The 16,242-nt window shown below is 69.3% G+C and carries 16 protein-coding genes and 1 riboswitch; of the genes, 12 read left to right on the top strand and 4 right to left on the bottom strand.

Translation table 11 applies throughout. From position 1 onward, the window contains the following. Positions 1 to 46 precede the first annotated feature (46 nt). Positions 47 to 658, bottom strand: a complete 612-nt coding sequence (locus PSR88_RS05730) for a heme-copper oxidase subunit III (RefSeq protein WP_005260123.1) — start codon at positions 656 to 658, stop codon at positions 47 to 49. A gap of 127 nt (positions 659 to 785) precedes the next feature. On the opposite strand from PSR88_RS05730, the gene PSR88_RS05725 reads away from it, so the two are divergent. Together PSR88_RS05725 and trpD are read left to right on the top strand one after the other, a co-directional pair. Then, the gene (locus PSR88_RS05725) at positions 786 to 1,256 is read left to right on the top strand and encodes a ribonuclease E inhibitor RraB (RefSeq protein WP_011594251.1); all 471 of its coding nucleotides are present in this window, start codon (positions 786 to 788) and stop codon (positions 1,254 to 1,256) included. A 43-nt stretch (positions 1,257 to 1,299) separates the two neighbouring features. Then, positions 1,300 to 2,388, top strand: coding sequence for an anthranilate phosphoribosyltransferase (trpD, locus tag PSR88_RS05720; RefSeq protein ID WP_011594250.1), 1,089 nt, complete (start codon positions 1,300 to 1,302; stop codon positions 2,386 to 2,388). Positions 2,389 to 2,397: 9 nt separating this feature from the next. Here the strand turns inward: trpD and PSR88_RS05715 are convergent, their stop codons facing one another. After that, complete coding sequence (locus PSR88_RS05715) at positions 2,398 to 2,673, bottom strand: Lrp/AsnC family transcriptional regulator (RefSeq protein ID WP_005247708.1); 276 nt, start codon at positions 2,671 to 2,673, stop codon at positions 2,398 to 2,400. Further along, the gene (locus PSR88_RS05710; RefSeq protein ID WP_016880032.1) at positions 2,670 to 4,436 is read right to left on the bottom strand and encodes a DEDD exonuclease domain-containing protein; all 1,767 of its coding nucleotides are present in this window, start codon (positions 4,434 to 4,436) and stop codon (positions 2,670 to 2,672) included. Before PSR88_RS05710 ends, PSR88_RS05715 begins: the two co-directional genes overlap by 4 nt. A 466-nt stretch (positions 4,437 to 4,902) precedes the next feature. Next, a riboswitch (cyclic di-AMP (ydaO/yuaA leader) is annotated at positions 4,903 to 5,067 on the top strand. Between the two features lie 14 nt (positions 5,068 to 5,081). Between PSR88_RS05710 and PSR88_RS05705 the strand changes: the two genes are divergently transcribed. The 4 genes from PSR88_RS05705 to PSR88_RS05690 all read left to right on the top strand — a co-directional run bounded on the left by PSR88_RS05705 (position 5,082) and on the right by PSR88_RS05690 (position 9,643). Beyond that, positions 5,082 to 5,627, top strand: coding sequence for an NlpC/P60 family protein (locus PSR88_RS05705; RefSeq protein WP_029537328.1), 546 nt, complete (start codon positions 5,082 to 5,084; stop codon positions 5,625 to 5,627). Between the two features lie 380 nt (positions 5,628 to 6,007). Continuing rightward, a complete protein-coding gene (locus PSR88_RS05700; protein ID WP_011594247.1) occupies positions 6,008 to 7,060 on the top strand; it encodes an NlpC/P60 family protein in 1,053 nt (350 codons plus the stop codon). Positions 7,061 to 7,110: 50 nt separating this feature from the next. Continuing rightward, positions 7,111 to 8,472, top strand: coding sequence for a hypothetical protein (locus PSR88_RS05695; protein WP_016880033.1), 1,362 nt, complete (start codon positions 7,111 to 7,113; stop codon positions 8,470 to 8,472). A 43-nt stretch (positions 8,473 to 8,515) separates the two neighbouring features. Beyond that, positions 8,516 to 9,643 (top strand): glycosyltransferase family 4 protein, encoded by a 1,128-nt coding sequence (locus PSR88_RS05690; protein ID WP_016880034.1) that lies wholly within the window; start codon positions 8,516 to 8,518, stop codon positions 9,641 to 9,643. A 58-nt stretch (positions 9,644 to 9,701) separates the two neighbouring features. Here the strand turns inward: PSR88_RS05690 and PSR88_RS05685 are convergent, their stop codons facing one another. Beyond that, positions 9,702 to 11,513 (bottom strand): AMP-dependent synthetase/ligase, encoded by a 1,812-nt coding sequence (locus tag PSR88_RS05685; RefSeq protein WP_016880035.1) that lies wholly within the window; start codon positions 11,511 to 11,513, stop codon positions 9,702 to 9,704. A gap of 168 nt (positions 11,514 to 11,681) precedes the next feature. Here PSR88_RS05685 and PSR88_RS05680 point away from each other — a divergent pair, with 168 nt between their 5' ends. The 6 genes from PSR88_RS05680 to PSR88_RS05655 all read left to right on the top strand — a co-directional run bounded on the left by PSR88_RS05680 (position 11,682) and on the right by PSR88_RS05655 (position 16,237). After that, the gene (locus tag PSR88_RS05680; protein WP_005260151.1) at positions 11,682 to 12,056 is read left to right on the top strand and encodes a hypothetical protein; all 375 of its coding nucleotides are present in this window, start codon (positions 11,682 to 11,684) and stop codon (positions 12,054 to 12,056) included. 152 nt (positions 12,057 to 12,208) lie between these two features. Beyond that, complete coding sequence (locus PSR88_RS05675) at positions 12,209 to 12,646, top strand: SRPBCC family protein (protein ID WP_009473765.1); 438 nt, start codon at positions 12,209 to 12,211, stop codon at positions 12,644 to 12,646. Beyond that, positions 12,643 to 13,884, top strand: a complete 1,242-nt coding sequence (locus tag PSR88_RS05670; RefSeq protein ID WP_081437412.1) for an ArsA family ATPase — start codon at positions 12,643 to 12,645, stop codon at positions 13,882 to 13,884. The genes PSR88_RS05675 and PSR88_RS05670 overlap by 4 nt, the downstream gene beginning before the upstream one ends. Beyond that, positions 13,881 to 14,282: a hypothetical protein gene (locus tag PSR88_RS05665; RefSeq protein WP_009473762.1), complete on the top strand. Its 402-nt coding sequence runs from the start codon at positions 13,881 to 13,883 to the stop codon at positions 14,280 to 14,282. The genes PSR88_RS05670 and PSR88_RS05665 overlap by 4 nt, the downstream gene beginning before the upstream one ends. A 52-nt stretch (positions 14,283 to 14,334) precedes the next feature. Beyond that, the gene (locus tag PSR88_RS05660; protein WP_009473761.1) at positions 14,335 to 15,348 is read left to right on the top strand and encodes an ROK family protein; all 1,014 of its coding nucleotides are present in this window, start codon (positions 14,335 to 14,337) and stop codon (positions 15,346 to 15,348) included. 130 nt (positions 15,349 to 15,478) lie between these two features. Continuing rightward, complete coding sequence (locus PSR88_RS05655; protein ID WP_005260161.1) at positions 15,479 to 16,237, top strand: lysophospholipid acyltransferase family protein; 759 nt, start codon at positions 15,479 to 15,481, stop codon at positions 16,235 to 16,237. Positions 16,238 to 16,242: the final 5 nt, after the last annotated feature.

Genomic DNA, 16,242 nt, shown 5'->3' with positions numbered 1-16,242 from the left:
TCGGGACGGACTGGACGTCAGGGGGCTGCCTGGGGCGTTCAGCTGATCAACGGATGAAATAGATCGTGGCGAACAGGCCGATCCACACGATGTCGACGAAGTGCCAGTAGTACGAGACGACGATGGCGGCGGTGGCCTGGGCGGGCGTGAACTTGCTGACCTTGGTACGTGCGATCAGGAAGACGAACGCGATGAGGCCGCCGATCACGTGCATGCCGTGGAAGCCGGTGGTCATGTAGAACACCGAGCCGTACACGCTGCTGGAGATCGAGGTGCCGTGCTCGACGAGGTGGATGTACTCGTACGCCTGGCCGAGGACGAAGAAGGTGCCCATCGCCAGCGTCAGGAGGTACCACCGGCGGAGGCCGAAGACGTCGCCGCGCTCGGCCGCGAACACACCCATCTGGCAGGTGAACGACGAGGCGATCAGCACCAGCGTCACCGGTACGGCGAGGAACAGATTCAGCTCGGTCGGCTCCGGCGGCCAGTTCCCATTCGCCTGTGCTCGCGCCACGAAATACATGGCGAAGAGCCCTGCGAAGAACATGAGCTCACTTGACAACCACACGATGGTGCCAACGCTGACCATGTTAGGTCGGTTCAGCGAGTGCACGCGTTGGGTGATTGCTGATCCTGAAGTCCCTACTGCGCTCGTCACAGACAGAAGTATGACGCTTCGTCGTAAGAGACGACTACCCGGGTCCACCCTCGGCGCGTCAACGCGCCCCGCTTGTCCGATTCTCCCTGCTGACAGCCCTGGTGGCGGACCGTGAAAGGGTGGAGCCATGCGCTCTCGTGACAACAGTACGGGGTGGCTGCGGAGGCTGTTCGGCAGTCGGCAACCGGCCCCTCTCGATCAGGATCGACCCGACCTCGTGGTCGTCGCCTCGAGCTTCGACGACGTGGAGGCGTGCTCGACCGCGCTCGACCGCGCCGCCGCCGAGGATCCGCGGTGGGACGCCGACGCGGAAGCGGTGCTGCGGCACCATCTGCGGCTGCCCGCGTCGTCCGTCGCCGACGCCGTGTCGATCGCCGCGCAGGACGGTTACCGACCGCAGGATGCGGACGGTCCGGCATCCCCGGCCGAGGACGGTGCGACGGTCGGACTCGTGCTGCAGCGAGTCCAGATCCTCGATGCGCTGCACTGTTCTCAGGAACGGTCGAGAATGGCCGGGCTGGCGCAGCGGCTCGGTGGCTCGGTCGACGGCTGGGACGCGACGCAACCGGCGCGCGAGTCCGATCCGCCCGGTGACTAGGCTGCCAGGACCGGATCCGCCACTAGTGCAAGGGGACACGACGATGCAGAGCCCGACTGCTCAGGGGACGAACGACGGTGTGCGGCCGGCACGCACGTGGCCGTCGGTCCTCGGCACGCTCACCGACGGACGTGACCTGTCGGTGGACGAGGCGAAATGGGCGATGGACGAGATCATGTCCGACAACGCCACGTCCGCGCAGATCGCGGCGTTCGGTGTGGCCCTGAAGATGAAGGGCGAGACTCCGGAGGAGTTGCGCGGACTGGCGGACTCGATGCTCGGGCACGCGCGCAAGGTCCCCGTCGACGACGACGTCGTCGACATCGTCGGCACCGGTGGTGACCGATCCAACACCGTGAACATCTCCACGATGGCGTCACTCGTGGTCGCGGCGTCCGGCATTCGCGTCGTCAAGCACGGAAACCGGGCGGCGTCGTCCAAGAGCGGCGGGGCGGACGTTCTCGAGGCACTCGGGGTGAAGATCAATCTCGGCCCCGACGAGGTGGCCCGCTGCGTCCGGGAGGTCGGCATCGGTTTCTGCTTCGCGCCGGTGTTCCATCCCGCCCTGCGGTTCGCGGGCGCGCCGCGCAAGGAGATCGGCATCCCGACCGTCTTCAACGTGCTCGGACCGCTCACCAATCCGGCGCGTCCGCGGGCCGGCCTCATCGGCTGCGCGTTCCCGGGCCTGATCTCGGTGGTGGCCGGTGTGCTCGCGCAGCGCGGCAACTCGGCGCTCGTGGTGCGCGGTGACGACGGCCTGGACGAGTTGACGACGTCGACCACGTCGACCGTGCACATCGTGGCGGACGGGGCGGTGACCACCCGTCAGCTCGACCCCAGGGACATCGGGATCGCGCGGGTGTCGCTCGACGAACTGCGCGGCGGCGATGCCGAGGTGAACGCGGCGGTGGCGCGGCGACTTTTCGCCGGTGAGACCGGACCCGTACGCGACGCGGTCCTCCTCAACGCCGCGGCGGCGATCGCCGCGTTCCGGGGACTCGGCGGCCGCACGCTCGAAGACGCGCTGTCGGACGGACTCTCGACGGCGGCGCAGTCGATCGACAGCGGAGCGGCCGCGACGCTGCTCGCGCGGTGGGCCGAACTCACGTCGGGACTGGCCACCAGCAAATAGCCGGCGGAGCTACTCGCCGATCGAGAAGCCCGCTTCCACGTCGGCGCTGGAGTAGGACTGGAACGCGATGTGCGTCGCCGTCCGGGAGACGCCGTCCACCTTGTTGATTCCCTCGGTGACGACCTCCGCGATCTTCGCGTGGTCCCGGACCCGCACGATCGCGATCAGGTCGACGTCGCCTGCGCAGGAATAGACCTTGTCGACGCCCTCGATGTCGGCGACGGCCTGAGCGGTCTCCGGGATGCGGTGGGCTTCGGCGTGGATCAGGACGATGGCGTTGATCATGATCGCCAGCCTAAGCGGTGGTCGGCGGAACCCGGTGCGGGTGGTCGGCTCTCGGCGTCCCGTGTCGACGCGCTCCCCGCTCGCGCGAGTGCGCACCACTCGGACCAGGATCCGGCGCCCCGTGCGGGCTCGCACCAGCCCGCGGAGGCGCTGACGATGCGGGTGTCCTCCTGGTCGAGCCAGCGCGCCAGCAGTCCGGCCTCCTCGGGGGACGCGCCGCGGAGCGGAGTTGCGTCGGGAACGACGGTTTCGGCGGTGAGGACGAGCGCATCGACCACCGGCATCGGGTGGATTCCGCGCCGCGCGCAGCCCGCGGACGCGAGCCGCCCGGAACGGATCACCGCGAACTCCCAGCCGCCGGTCGCGGCCGGGCGAGCGGCCACGAGCTGATCGAGCGCGGTGAGGGCGGCCAGGCGCTGCATCCTCCGCAACGCGAGCACGACCTCGGCGGTGCGATCACGCAGGCGTGCGGCGTTCTCGAACAACTCGCCTGCGGCCAGCTCCTCCACCCGTGCGCGCATGCGGTGCAGCGGCGCGTCGTCCAGGCCGCGCAGGAACTGCCGGAAGAGTTCCGGTCCGGGACGGTAGGCGTCCTCCGTGGCGCGGTCGTGGACGGACGCCGGGCAGCCTGCGAGCTCGCGGGGTGGGCACTGCGGACCGTGCTCCCTTCCCTTCGGGATGCGGCTCGTGCAGGTGCGGAGAATGCAGTACTCGGCGAGGACGTCGGCGAGGTCGACGGCGGTCGAGCGCGACCGGAACGGACCGAGCGAGTCGGCGGTCGGGGTACGCACCACCGACAACCGGGGGAAGGCCTCCACGGTGAGCGTGATCCACCAGCCGCGTTTCGGGTACTTGGATCTCCGGTTGTACGGAGGCGTGTGCGCTGCCAGCAGCCGGAGCTCGCGCACACCGGCCTCGAGTGCGTGCGCGCACTCGACGTGGTCGATCCGGGTGGTCAGCGCCACCATCTCCTTCATCCGGCCGCGCGTCTCGGAGCCGGTGAAGTAGTTGCGCACCCGCCGGCGCAGATCGGTGGCTGTGCCGACGTACAGGACCTCGTCGGACGGTCCGCGGAAGAGGTAGACGCCGGGGGCATGGGGGAGATGGCCGGCGAGCGAGCGTTTCGCCCGCTGGTGCGAGGAGACGTCGGGAAGGTAGTCGACGAGCTCGGTGAGACTGTGCACTCCCTGATTGCCGACCCTCGCGATGAGGGCGTGCAGGACGTCGACGGTGGCACGGGCGTCGTCGAGTGCGCGGTGGGTCGGAGTGGTCCCGACGTCGAACAGCCGGGCCAGCGACGACAGCTTGACCGACGGCGCTTCGTCGCGGCTGAGGACGCGCCGGGCCAGTTTGACGGTGCAGAGCACGGTGAACTTGGGCCAGGGGGTGTCGGTCGCGGACGCGGCGGCCTTGAGGAAGCCTGTGTCGAACGGGGCGTTGTGCGCGACGAGCACCGCCCCGCGTGCGAACTCGAGGAACGCCGGCAGCACTCGCTCGATCCGCGGGGCGTCGATCACCATGGCGGTGGTGATGCCGGTGATCTCCACGATGTGCGGGGGAATGGACCGCCCCGGGTCGACGAGGGTGGCCATTTCGGCGATCACCTCGCCACCGCGGATCTTCACGGCGCCGATCTCGGTGATGGCGTCCTCGCCCGGCCGCGCTCCGGTGGTCTCGAGATCGACCACCACGAACGTGGTGTCCCGCAGTGGGGTGTCGAGCTCGTCGAATCTCAGCTGTTCGGGTACACCGGGGACGCTCACGGCTCAGAGCGTATGGACGGGCACCGACAGAACCGCCCGGCGAGCCCGAAGAGCCCGGAGAGACGAGGATCACACTGCCCGCCTCGGGCGACGGTCGCGGGCGGTGCGAGGGTCGGGCGCGCGACCGCGAAGGAGGGGTCCGGACGGGGCGGGGACCGGTGCCGGCAGGTCCGGCGCGTGCGGCGGGTGCGGTCCGCGGCACCCCGCTGAACAGCAGGAACACTGGTCGAGAAGACATCGGGGAGTCGTCAGGCTCCGCGAAAATGCCCACTCCCGCTATCGAAAAGGGATCGGAAACCAACCGCCTGTTATCCAGTCGTTACCGAATGTGGGTATCGCGCGCCCGCGAAGCCCAAATCGGCCCAAACGGACACTTTCCGCGTGTCCCGGTCGACATCGGGGTATTCCATTTCGTAACCTTCCTGAGACCTAGCGGAGTCTCGCAGCCCCAACACCGGGGCAGCATCGCTAGTCACCGCCTAATCGGTCTCTCGCGAGAGTGGCCGTACCGGGAACCCAAGTTTCTACTGGGGTGAATCCCGCCGGGACGTCCTCACGCACCGGTGGGTAGGGCTGATCTTCCCAGCCCGAACCCGTCAGCTAACTCGGTCGGCGGATGAATGGAAGAAACGGAGTACCCCTTTCGTGGCGTCACAAGTTTCCAAGCGGAATGTGCGACGGGCAGTCGTCGCCGGCGCGCTCGCAGTCGGAGCGCTCACCGCTACCGCGGCCCCCGCGGCCGCAGATCCCGTCACCATCCCCGGAGTCGGAACCTTCGAGATCCCGGGTGTCGTCATCCCGCAGATCCCCGGTGTCCCGAACCTGCCTGCGCCCCCGGCGCCGGCCAGCACCGCAGGTGACAAGGCCGTTCAGGCCGCACAGACCAAGCTCGGCTCGCCGTACGTCTACGGCGCCGCCGGCCCCAACTCGTTCGACTGCTCCGGTCTGGTGCAGTGGGCGTTCAAGCAGGCCGGACTGAACCTGCCGCGCACCAGCTACGCGCAGGCGGCGGCAGGCACTCCCGTGTCGCAGTCCGATCTCCGCCCCGGCGACGTGGTCTCCTTCTACGGCGGATCGCACTCGGGCATCTACGCCGGCAACGGCAACGTGATCCACGCCTCCACCGAGGGGCAGCCCGTCAAGCTGGCGCCCATCGCGTCCATGCCTTTCGACGGCGCACGCCGCTACTGATCCACACGCGACGCGAGGCATCCACCGAGTCGAGCGCGGGGATGCACGGGGTAGCTTCGTAGGATCTCGCACGACCACCGAGGGTGGGTTCGAATCACGATTCGAACCCACCCTCGATGTCGTTGCGCCCCAGGCAGACAGCGTGTCGTTCACCCGTCGGGTGGTCCCCGCCACCCCGTTCGTGACACAGGTGGACACAAACGTATGCCATTCCGTAACCTATCCGAGACCTTGCGAAGTCTTGTCGCGCCAACCGGGCGGCAACGCGGGTCACCACCTCTTCGGCACTCCACGGTCGCATCGGCCGAGGAAATCCCTGAGCCGCGCATCGGACACCCGACCCGGCTGGTGGAGAGCGACGATCGGAGAACTGCATTTCCGTGGCCTCACACAAGATGAAGCGCTCCCTGGGCAGCGTGCTGACCGCCGGCGTGCTGTCGGTGGCGCTCGTGTCGCTGCCCGCGATCCAGGCGGGTGCAGACCCGGTCACCACCAACCCGACCGACGCGCTGACAAAGCTCGGTGACCTGTCCCGGCAGTCCGAGCAGACGTCGGAGGCACTCCACAACGCGCAGATCGATCTCGAGGCCAAGCAGTCGGCGCAACGCGACGCCGACGCCGAGCTCGCGGCGGACCAGGGTGTGCTCGACGCCGCCAACGCGCGCGTCGCCGTCTTCCAGCCCGTCGTGAACAAGCTCGCCACCGCCAACTACCAGGGCGCACGGACCAATCGCCTCTTCGCCGTAATGGTGAGCGATTCGCCGCAGCAGCTCCTGGACCAGATGTCCGCTCTGGACGCCATCTCCAACGACACCCGCAATCAGGTCGCGCAGTTCCAGTCCGCCACATCGGAAGCCACGAAGGCCGCCGAGGCGTCGAAGAAGTCCGCGGATGCCGCACGCTCCGCGACCGAGCAAGCGAAAGCGGTGAGCGACGATCTACAACGCAAGCAGAGCGACCTGCAGGCGCAGATCGCCGACGTGATCAAGGCATTCGGAGATCTCACCGGCGCCGAACGCGACCAGCTGGCGGGGACGCCGTTCCCGCCCGGCTTCGACCCGAACACGATCCTCGCGCATCTCACCCCCGGCTCGGGCACGAGCGCGCTGCAGGCAGGCATGACCCGTATCGGCGACCCCTACGTGTGGGGCGCCACCGGTCCGGACGAATTCGACTGCTCGGGACTCGTCGTGTGGGCGTACAAGCAGATCGGCAAGACGCTGCCCAGGTCCAGTCAGGCGCAGGCCAGCGGCGGCACCCCGGTGTCCCGCGACGCCCTGCAGCCCGGCGACGTCGTCCTCTTCTACAACGACGCGTCCCACGTCGGCCTCTATGCCGGCAACGGCAACATTCTCCACGCCTCGACGTTCGGTGTTCCGGTGAAGATCGAGTCGATGGCGAAGTTCCCCTTCTACGGGGCGCGCCGCTACTGACGGCGACCGCTCCGACAGCGGCGGCCGGGTGTGCTCATACACTCACCGGCGTGCCCGCTTCAGACCCGTCTCCCGCAACGGATCCGACCTCGCGCCGTCAGGCGCGCCCGTGGGAGCTGGCCGCACTGGCCGGACTCGTCCTCGCCGTCGTCGTCGTACTCGCACTGACGGGGTTCTCCCGGACCGAGCGGGACGCCGACGGGGCCGTCGGCACCGCGCAAGCCGACGCCGAGGCGCGTGCGGCAGCCGTCCAGACGCTCCTCGACACGTGGGCGTCGGTCGTGCGGACGAACGACGCGGCCCGGCTGTCCGGTCTGATGGATCAGGCGGCGGCACCGGGATTCCTGGCCGCCGAGACGCGGCGGGCGGGCAACGTTGCCGGGGTGGAATTCTCGGACTGGGGCTACGAGATCGCCGAGGGCGCCGAGACGGCGGTGCCGTCGAGTCTCGTCGACGCGCTCGGGGCCGACGAGGTGTGGGCCCCCGCCGTGCAGCTCCGCTACGCGATCGCGGACGAGAGTCCCACCCGAAAGCCGGTGGCTCTCGTCGTCGCCCGGCGCGGCGAGCGCTGGGCACTGGTCAGCGACAGCGCCACCGTGGACGGCGACCGGCGGACCTGGCGTGGACCGTGGGATTTCGGACCCGTCGTGTCGCGCCGCGTCGACACCGGTGACGGGCGGACGTCGGTGGTGCTCGGACATCCCGAGAACGCCACCATGGTCGACCGGCTGGCGGACGAACTTCCCGCCGCCGTCGTCAACGCCACTCAGCTGTGGGGTTCGAACTGGGCGGGGCGCGCGCTCGTGTGGGTCGCGGGATCGCAGGACGAGTTCACGGCGCTCGTCGGCCCGAATCACGACGGACGCGACATCGCCGCCGTCGCCATCTCGGACGCCGTCGACCCCGATGCCGCCACGGTCACCGGACAGCGGATCGTGTTCAGCCCCGCATCCGCGGACCGGCTGACCGAGGTCACCCGGCGGGCGATCCTGCGGCACGAGCTGATCCACGTGGCGGCGCGCGCCGAGACGGTGGACCGCTCACCGATGTGGGTGCTGGAGGGCTACGCGGAGTACGCGGCATACCGGGGTACCGGCGAAGCCGAACGGCAGATCGCGCCGGCGCTGACCGCGCAGGTGGGCGCCGAGGGTCCGCCGACCGAGTTCCCCGAGGACACCGACTTCTCCGGATACGGCGAACGCGGCTCGGTCGCCTACGAGACGGCGTGGTCGATCAACGCCTTCGTCGCGGAGCAGTACGGCGAATCGAGGCTCACGGAGCTGTACCGGACGCTGGCCGTGGGGGAGGGAGACCCGGAGGCGGTCGACGGACGGCTGTCCGACGTCCTCGGCGTCGACGCCGATCAATTCCGCGGCCGCTGGACCGACTGGGTGGGCGCTCACCTGGGGTGACCCTGCGTCGGCCTACGCACGGTCCACCGCCTACGGTGATCACATGCGCCGAACCCTGTTGGTGACGAACGATTTTCCGCCGCGACCCGGTGGAATTCAGTCGTACCTGCACACCTTCGCCAAGCACCTGCCCGCCGACGACTTCGTCGTCTATGCTCCGCGCTGGCGCGGCGACTCGCACATCAAGTTCGATGCGCGGCAACCGTTTCAGGTCGTCCGGCACCCCACCACCTTGATGGTGCCCACGCCGTTCGTCGCCCGCCGTGCCGCCAAGTTGCTCGCCGAACACGACTGCACGGGCGTCTGGTTCGGCGCAGCGGCCCCGCTCGCGCTGCTGAGTTCGACGCTGCGCCGCGCCGGGGCGGAACGGGTGGTCGCGAGCACCCACGGGCACGAGGTCGGCTGGTCGATGCTCCCCGCCGCCCGCCAGGCTCTCGGACGGATCGGCGACCGGACCGACGTCGTCACGTACGTCAGCCGGTACACGAGGGGACGATTCGCGTCCGCGTTCGGCGCGAGTGCCGCGCTCGAACACCTGCCGCCCGGAGTCGACACCGACCTGTTCACCCCGGACAGCGGGGCGCGGGCCGAACTGCGGGCCCGCTACGGGCTGGGGGAGCGGCCGACGGTCCTGTGCCTGTCGCGTCTCGTGCCGCGCAAGGGCCAGGACATCCTCATCAAGGCGCTCCCGGGCATCCGCGAGCACATCGACGGCGCCGTGCTCGTGATCGTCGGCGGCGGCCCCTACGAGGACCGTCTGCGCTCGCTCGCGCGCTCGGTCGGGGTGGAGGACCACGTCGTGTTCACGGGCACGGTGCCGTCCGCGGAGCTGGCGGCGCACCACACGATCGCCGACGTCTTCGCGATGCCGTGCCGCACGAGAGGCGCGGGACTCGACGTCGAGGGCCTCGGCATCGTCTTCCTCGAGGCGTCGGCGACCGGTGTGCCGGTGATCGCCGGACAGTCCGGTGGTGCCCCGGAAACGGTGCGGCAGAACGAAACCGGGATGGTCGTGGACGGCACGTCGGTGGCCGAGGTGGCGCGATCGGTGATCTCGGTGCTGTCGGATCGCGACCGCGCAGCCGCGATGGGTGCGGCCGGCCGCGAATGGGTCAAGGCGGAGTGGCGATGGGACGTGCTCGCCGCCAAGCTGCAGGCATTACTTGCGTGACCGCCCGTGAGTACTTGTCAACCGCGGGCGGTTGACAAGTACTCACGAGCCGAAGGCATTACTTGGCGTAGATGGCCGCGATGTCGTCGGCGAAGCTGTCGTGCACCACGTTGCGCTTGAGCTTCATCGTCGGCGTGAGCTCGCCGGTCTCCTCCGTGAAGTCGACGGGCAGGACCCGGAACTTCTTGATGGCCTCCGCGTGCGACACGAGCTTGTTGGCCTCCGCGACGGCCTCGTCGATCTCGGCTGTGAGGTCGGCGTCGGTCAGCAGGTCCGCGACCGTCGTCCCTGCGGGCTTGCCGGTGCGCTCGTTCCACGCGGGCAGTGCGTCGGCGTCGATGGTGATGAGCGCGCCGATGAACGGCTGCTGATCTCCGACGACGATGGCCTGGCTGATCAGCGGGTGCGCACGCAGGTGATCCTCGAGCTGGGCGGGGGAGACGTTCTTGCCGCCCGCTGTGACGATGATCTCCTTCTTGCGGCCGGTGATCGTGATGTACCCGTCCTTGTCGACCGATCCGAGGTCGCCGGTGTGGAACCAGCCGTTCTCGATCGCGTCGGCGGTCGCGCTCTCGTTGCGCCAGTAGCCGCTGAAGACGACCGGCCCCGACAGCAGGATCTCGCCGTCGTCGGCGATGCGAACGGAATTGCCCGCCAACGGCTTGCCGACCGAGCCGACCTTCTGCTCGCCGATCGTGTTGACCGCGAACGCCGCGGACGTCTCGGTGAGGCCGTAGCCCTCGTAGATCGTGATGCCGATGCCGCGGAAGAAGTGGCCGAGGCGGGCGCCGAGCGGTGCGCCGCCCGAGATCGCCAGCTGGCACTTGCCGCCGAGCGCGGCCCGCAGCTTCGAGAACACCAGCTTGTCGAACAGTGCGTGCTTGGCCTTGAGGACCAGTCCCGGCCCGCCCTTGTCCTGAGCCTCGCTCCAGGCGATGGCGGTTTCGGCGGCGGCGTCGAAGATCTTGCCCTTGCCCTCGCCGTGGGCCTTGGCGCGGGCGCTGTTGTACACCTTCTCGAACACCCGCGGCACCGACAGGATGAAGTCGGGGCGGAACTCGCCGAACGTGGGGACGAGGTTCGGGATGTCGCTGGTGTGTCCGAGTGCGGCGCCGGCGTCGAACGACGCGATGCTGACGGCGCGCGCCAGCACGTGCGCCATCGGCAGGAACATGAGGGTACTGACGCCGGGCGTCTTCAGCAGGGTGCCGAGGCTGGAATCGAGGATGCCCCTGGACTCGGCGATGAGGTTGGAATGGGTGAGCTGGCAGCCCTTGGGCCTGCCGGTGGTGCCGGAGGTGTAGATGAGGGTGGCCGGATCGCTCGACTTCAGCGCGGCGACGCGGGCCCGGACTTCGGCGTCGGGAACGTCGGCGCCCAGTTCGGTCAGTTCCTCGACGACGCCACGGCCGCCGTCGGACGCCTCGATCTGGTAGACGCCGCGGAGCGCGGTCGCCTCGGCGGCGACGGCCTTCACGGTGGCCGCGTGCGTCGCGTTCTCGACGACGAGATCGATCGCGGCGGAGTCCTCGAGGATCCACCGGACCTGCTCGGCGGAGGACGTCTCGTAGATCGGGACGGTGACGCCGCCCGCCGCCCAGATCGCGAAGTCGACGAGGGGCCACTCGTACCGGGTGGCCGACATCAGTGCCACCCGGTCGCCCTGCTGGACGCCGAGGGCGATGAGGCCCTTCGCGACCGCGGTGACCTGAGCCGCGAATTCGGCGGCCGTGACGTCGGTCCAGCGTCCGCCGATCTTGCGCTTGTACACGACCAGCGTCGGGTCGGCCGCGGCGTGGGCGAACACCGAGTCGACCGCGGACGCGTCCTCCGCGATCGTGAACGACTGTGGCGCGCTGAACTCGGGCACGAAAACCTCCGACACTGAAAATACTGACGAGTAGGATTGCGGTCCCAACTTTAGACCTTCCCCGGCCCGGTCTGCTTCCTGGCCGAAGAAGGGTGGTCAGAGCCCTGTCCGCGAGGTGCCGCGGAACCCCGCGGCCACCGCCCACGGCGGTATGTGAAGCTAGTCGCCGTGAGCAGCATTCAGGTCGCAGACCAGACGTTCATCGCGGCCCCACCGCAGCAGGTCGCGGCGGCGATCGCCCCGCCAGCCCGCTGGCGCCGGTGGTGGCCCGATCTCACCCTCGCCGTCCGCGAGGACCGGGCCGAGAAGGGCATCCGGTGGACGGTGGCCGGACCGCTCACCGGAACCATGGAAGTGTGGCTCGAGCCGGTGCTGGACGGAGCGATCGTCCACTACTTCCTCCACGCCGAACCGGCCCGCAGCGAGGGCACCCCCGATCTGGCCGCGCTGAACCGTCGCAGGCGCGTCGAGGGAAAAGTGATGTCCTTCGAAGTGAAGAAGGAACTCGAGGCAGGTCGCGCTGCGGGAGAACCGCCGTCCTGAGGCGGATCCGCCCGCCGCGGCAGGGTCGGCATTGTGTCAGAGCGCCGAGATCGTGTGTGATAGTCGGGCACAACACAGACATACGAAACCGGTAACGGCGTGGCCCCGCGATCGACGAGCGGGTCGGCCAGGCGAAAGGAAGCGTTCACTCCATGCCCGAGAGGACCAAGAGGTCGATCAGTATCGAGGCGCCGCCCGCCCGGGTGATGGATGTGATCGCCGACTTCGACGCGTACCCGGCGTGGGTGACCGCCGCGAAGTCCGTCGAGGTCATGGAACCCGGCAAGGGCGGCCGGGCCGACCGGGTGCGGTTCGTGCTCGACGCCGGCATGGTCAAGGACACGTACGTACTCCGCTACGACTGGGCGCCCGACGGCAAATCGGTCAGCTGGGAACTCGAGTCCGGTGAGATCCAGAAGTCGCAGTTCGGTTCGTACGTTCTGGAGGACGAACCGGGCGGCGGCACCACCGTCACGTACGAGCTCACCGTCGACCTCACCATCCCGATGATCGGCCTGTTCAAGCGCAAGGCGGAGAAGGCGATCACCGACACCGCCCTCAAGGAACTCAAGAAACGGGTGGAAGGCTGAGCAGCGAGGGTCGTGCCGGACCTGCGCGGGTCCAGTTCTTCGTCGGGAAGGGGGGCGTCGGGAAGACGACGCTCGCGGCCGCGACGGCACAGGCGGCCGCAGAGGCCGGACACCGGACTCTGCTCGTCTCGCTCGACCAGGCGCACTCTCTCGCCGACGTCATCGGGATCGCCGCCGCCCGGGACCTCGTGCCCGTGACCGACACCCTCGATGTCCTGGAACTCGACACCCTCACGTTGCTCGAGGACAGATTCCGGAGTCTGACAGCGGTTCTCGCGGCCGCAGGAACGCACGACCACGGTGCCCAGCTGTCCGCGCTCGAGCCGGAGGAGCTGACCGGGCTTCCCGGCGTGCAGGACGTGCTCGGCCTGCGTGAAGTCGTCCGGTTCGCCACCGAGGGCGAGTACGACGCCGTCGTGGTCGACTGCCCGCCCACCGCGGACTGCCTGCGGACGCTCGCCGCGCCCGCGACGGCTCTCGAGTACATCGAGCGGGTGTGGCCGCAGCATCGCCGCATCGCCGCGCTCCTGGGTTCCGATCCCCGCCTCGTGATGCTGGTGACGCTGATCGAGCAGGTCGTCGCCACGGTCGGCGAGGTCCGGGAGATGCTCGCGAACCGGGCGAAAACCACTGTGCGACTGGTGACGACACCGGAGCGGGTGGTGCTGACCGAGACCCGGCGCACCGTGGCGGTGGCCGCACTGTCCGGCCTGCGCGTCGATGCCATCCTCGTGAACAACCTTCTGCCGCACTTCGATTCGCCGGCAGGACACGACGATCCCGGTGTGGCATGGTTGATCAGGCGGCGAGCCCTGCAGCAACGGGTCCTCGCCGAGCTGACCGCCTCCGCGGGCGCCACCGTGATCCTCTCGGTGACCCGGTCGGTTACGGAGCCGGTAGGGTGGGCCGATCTCGGCGGAATCGCCCGGGAGTTGTATGCCGACGACACGGACGCGGTTGCGGTGCTGGGGAAGAACCCACCTGCGGTGCGGGTGGGGCTGGAATCGGGGGCCGGTGTGGATTCTGTGTACACGATGCGGATGTATCTGCCGCTCGTGAACCCGTCGACCCTCACGCTGGGTCGAGTGGAGGACGACTTGGTCGTGGGAGCTGAAGGGGTGCGCCGCCGGGTCCGCCTCGCCTCGGTCCTGCGCCGGTGCGTCGTCGCGGGGGCAGAACTCGACGGAAGTGATCTGGTCGTGCGCTTCACGCCCGACCCGCAGGTGTGGCCGGTATGAACGACGACCACGCACAGCTGGTGGCTGAGCTGCGGGCACTCGCCGAGACCGCCCTGGACCGTCTCGAGCCGCTTCTCCAACGCGCGGCGGCGCCGCACGCCCAGGCCGGCGCCGAGGACGCGATCCCCGGAACCGGGCAGTGGTCGGGATGCACGTGGTGCCCGGTGTGCGCGCTCGCGGCGCTGATCCGCGGCGAGCAGCACGATCTCGTGACCCTGCTCGCGGGCCAGGCGTCCGTGCTGATCGCGGTGCTGCGGCAGGTCCTCGACGAGCACGCCGTTCACGACACCCCGGGGCCCGGCGGTCCCGACGCTCCGGAACCCGGCCCCGGCGGCGGAACGTCCGAAGCGGACGGCGGCTCGGCGTTCGAACCGATCACGGTCACCATCAAACATTGAGCGTGCCCCGCGCGGGCCGGATCGCCGGACTCGTGCACGTCGGCGATCCGGCATGGGCACAATCATCTCCATGAGCACAGGTACGGGCAGCGAACGTGGCGGCAGCGCGGCGCTGACCATCGGCATCGACGTGGGTGGAACGAGCATCCGTGCGTCGGTGGTCGACTCGGCCGGTGAGGTGCTCGACTCGCTCCAGTCGCCGACCCCGGCGTCGGCGAAGGCACTCGAGAACGGCCTGGACCGGGCGGTCCGGGAGCTGTCCGCACGGCACGACGTCGCCGCGGTGGGGCTGGCGGTCGCCGGGTTCATCACCCCCGACCGCACAACGGTGCGGTTCGCGCCGCATCTGCCGTGGGTGGGTGCACCGGTCGGCCGGGACCTCGGGCAGCGTCTCGGTCTGCCGGTGATCCTCGAGCACGACGTGAACGCGGCGGCGTGGGCCGAGCACCGGTTCGGGGCGGCAGCAGGCGGCCGGAACGTGGTGATGCTCGCCATCGGCACGGGCATCGGGGCGGCGCTCCTCGCAGACGGTCGGCTGTACCGCGGCAGCCACGGCGTCGCACCCGAACTCGGCCACATCCAGGTGGTCCCGGACGGACGGCCGTGCGCGTGCGGCAAGCACGGCTGCTGGGAGCGGTACTGCAGCGGGACGGCCCTCGTCGACACGGCGATCGAACTTCTGGCCGCGGATCCGGCGACGTCGACGGTCCTCGCGCGGGACGTGGCGGTCGATCCGGGTGCGCTGACGGGCAGGCGGATCGCGGGCGCGGCACAGGACGGCGATCCGCTGGCACTGGAGACCATGCGGGAGTTCGCCCGGTGGCTCGGCGTCGGCCTGGCACTCATCGGGGACGTGTACGACCCGGATCTCGTCGTGATCGCCGGGGGCGTCGCGAGTTCCTCACCGCTGTTCATCGACGAGGCCCGTGGGCACTACGCGGCGCTGACGACGGGGGCCGGGCACCGGCCGCTGGCCCGCATCCGGCCGACTCAGCTGGGGGAGGCGGCGGGCATGATCGGAGCGGCGGAACTCGCCCGGGCCGTCCTGCCCGATCGGGTGGGTTGACGTCCGGCCCACTGCTGTAAACCCGCAGAGTGTGATGCTGTGCGGGCCTCCCGGCCGTGTGTAGCGACCCTCACCCACCCGAAGTAGAGTCGACCCGAACGAAGCTTGGGTTGTGAACGGGAGGGACGCCATGTGGTACTGGCTCTTCAAGTACGTGTTTTTGGGGCCGGTTCTCTGGGGGCTGGGTAGGCCGACCGTGGAGGGTACGGAGAACATTCCGGCGGAGGGTGGGGCCATATTGGCGAGTAACCATCAGGCCGTGCTGGATTCGTTCTTCCTGCCGTTGCGTGTGCCGCGGAGGATCACTTTTCTCGCGAAGAGCGAGTATTTCACCGGGACGGGACTCAAGGGCGCCTTCCAGCGCTGGTTCTTCTCGGTGGTCGGTCAGGTGCCGATCGACCGGACGGGCGCCGACGCCGCGCAGGATGCATTGAACGCCGGGCTGCGCGTCCTCTCGCAGGGCAAGCTGCTCGGGATCTACCCGGAGGGCACCCGGTCGCCCGACGGCCGCCTCTACAAGGGCAAGACGGGCCTGGCTCGCATGGCTCTGGAGTCCGGTGTGAAGGTCATCCCGGTCGCGATGATCGGTACGGAGAAGGTCAACCCGATCGGCTCCCGGGTGTGGCGTCCCTCGAAGGTCACCATCCGCGTCGGTGAGCCCATCGACTTCTCCCGTTTCGAGGGCATGGGCGGCAACCGGTTCGTCGAGCGGGCCGTCACCGACGAGGTCATGTACAAGCTGATGAAGCTGTCGGGTCAGGAGTACGTCGACATCTACGCGGCAACGCTGAAGAAGAAGGCGCCCGCCGCCGACGCCTCGGTGGCCGATGTGGCGCCTGCGAGCGACGCCACCACCGTCACGAGACTGCCGGACACGCGGGCGAGCTGACCGCC

Source organism: Rhodococcus sp. DK176, from assembly GCF_038447315.2.
GTDB classification, from domain to species: Bacteria; Actinomycetota; Actinomycetes; order Mycobacteriales; family Mycobacteriaceae; genus Rhodococcus_F; species Rhodococcus_F jostii_A.
This window is presented reverse-complemented; position numbering and strand designations above follow the sequence as displayed.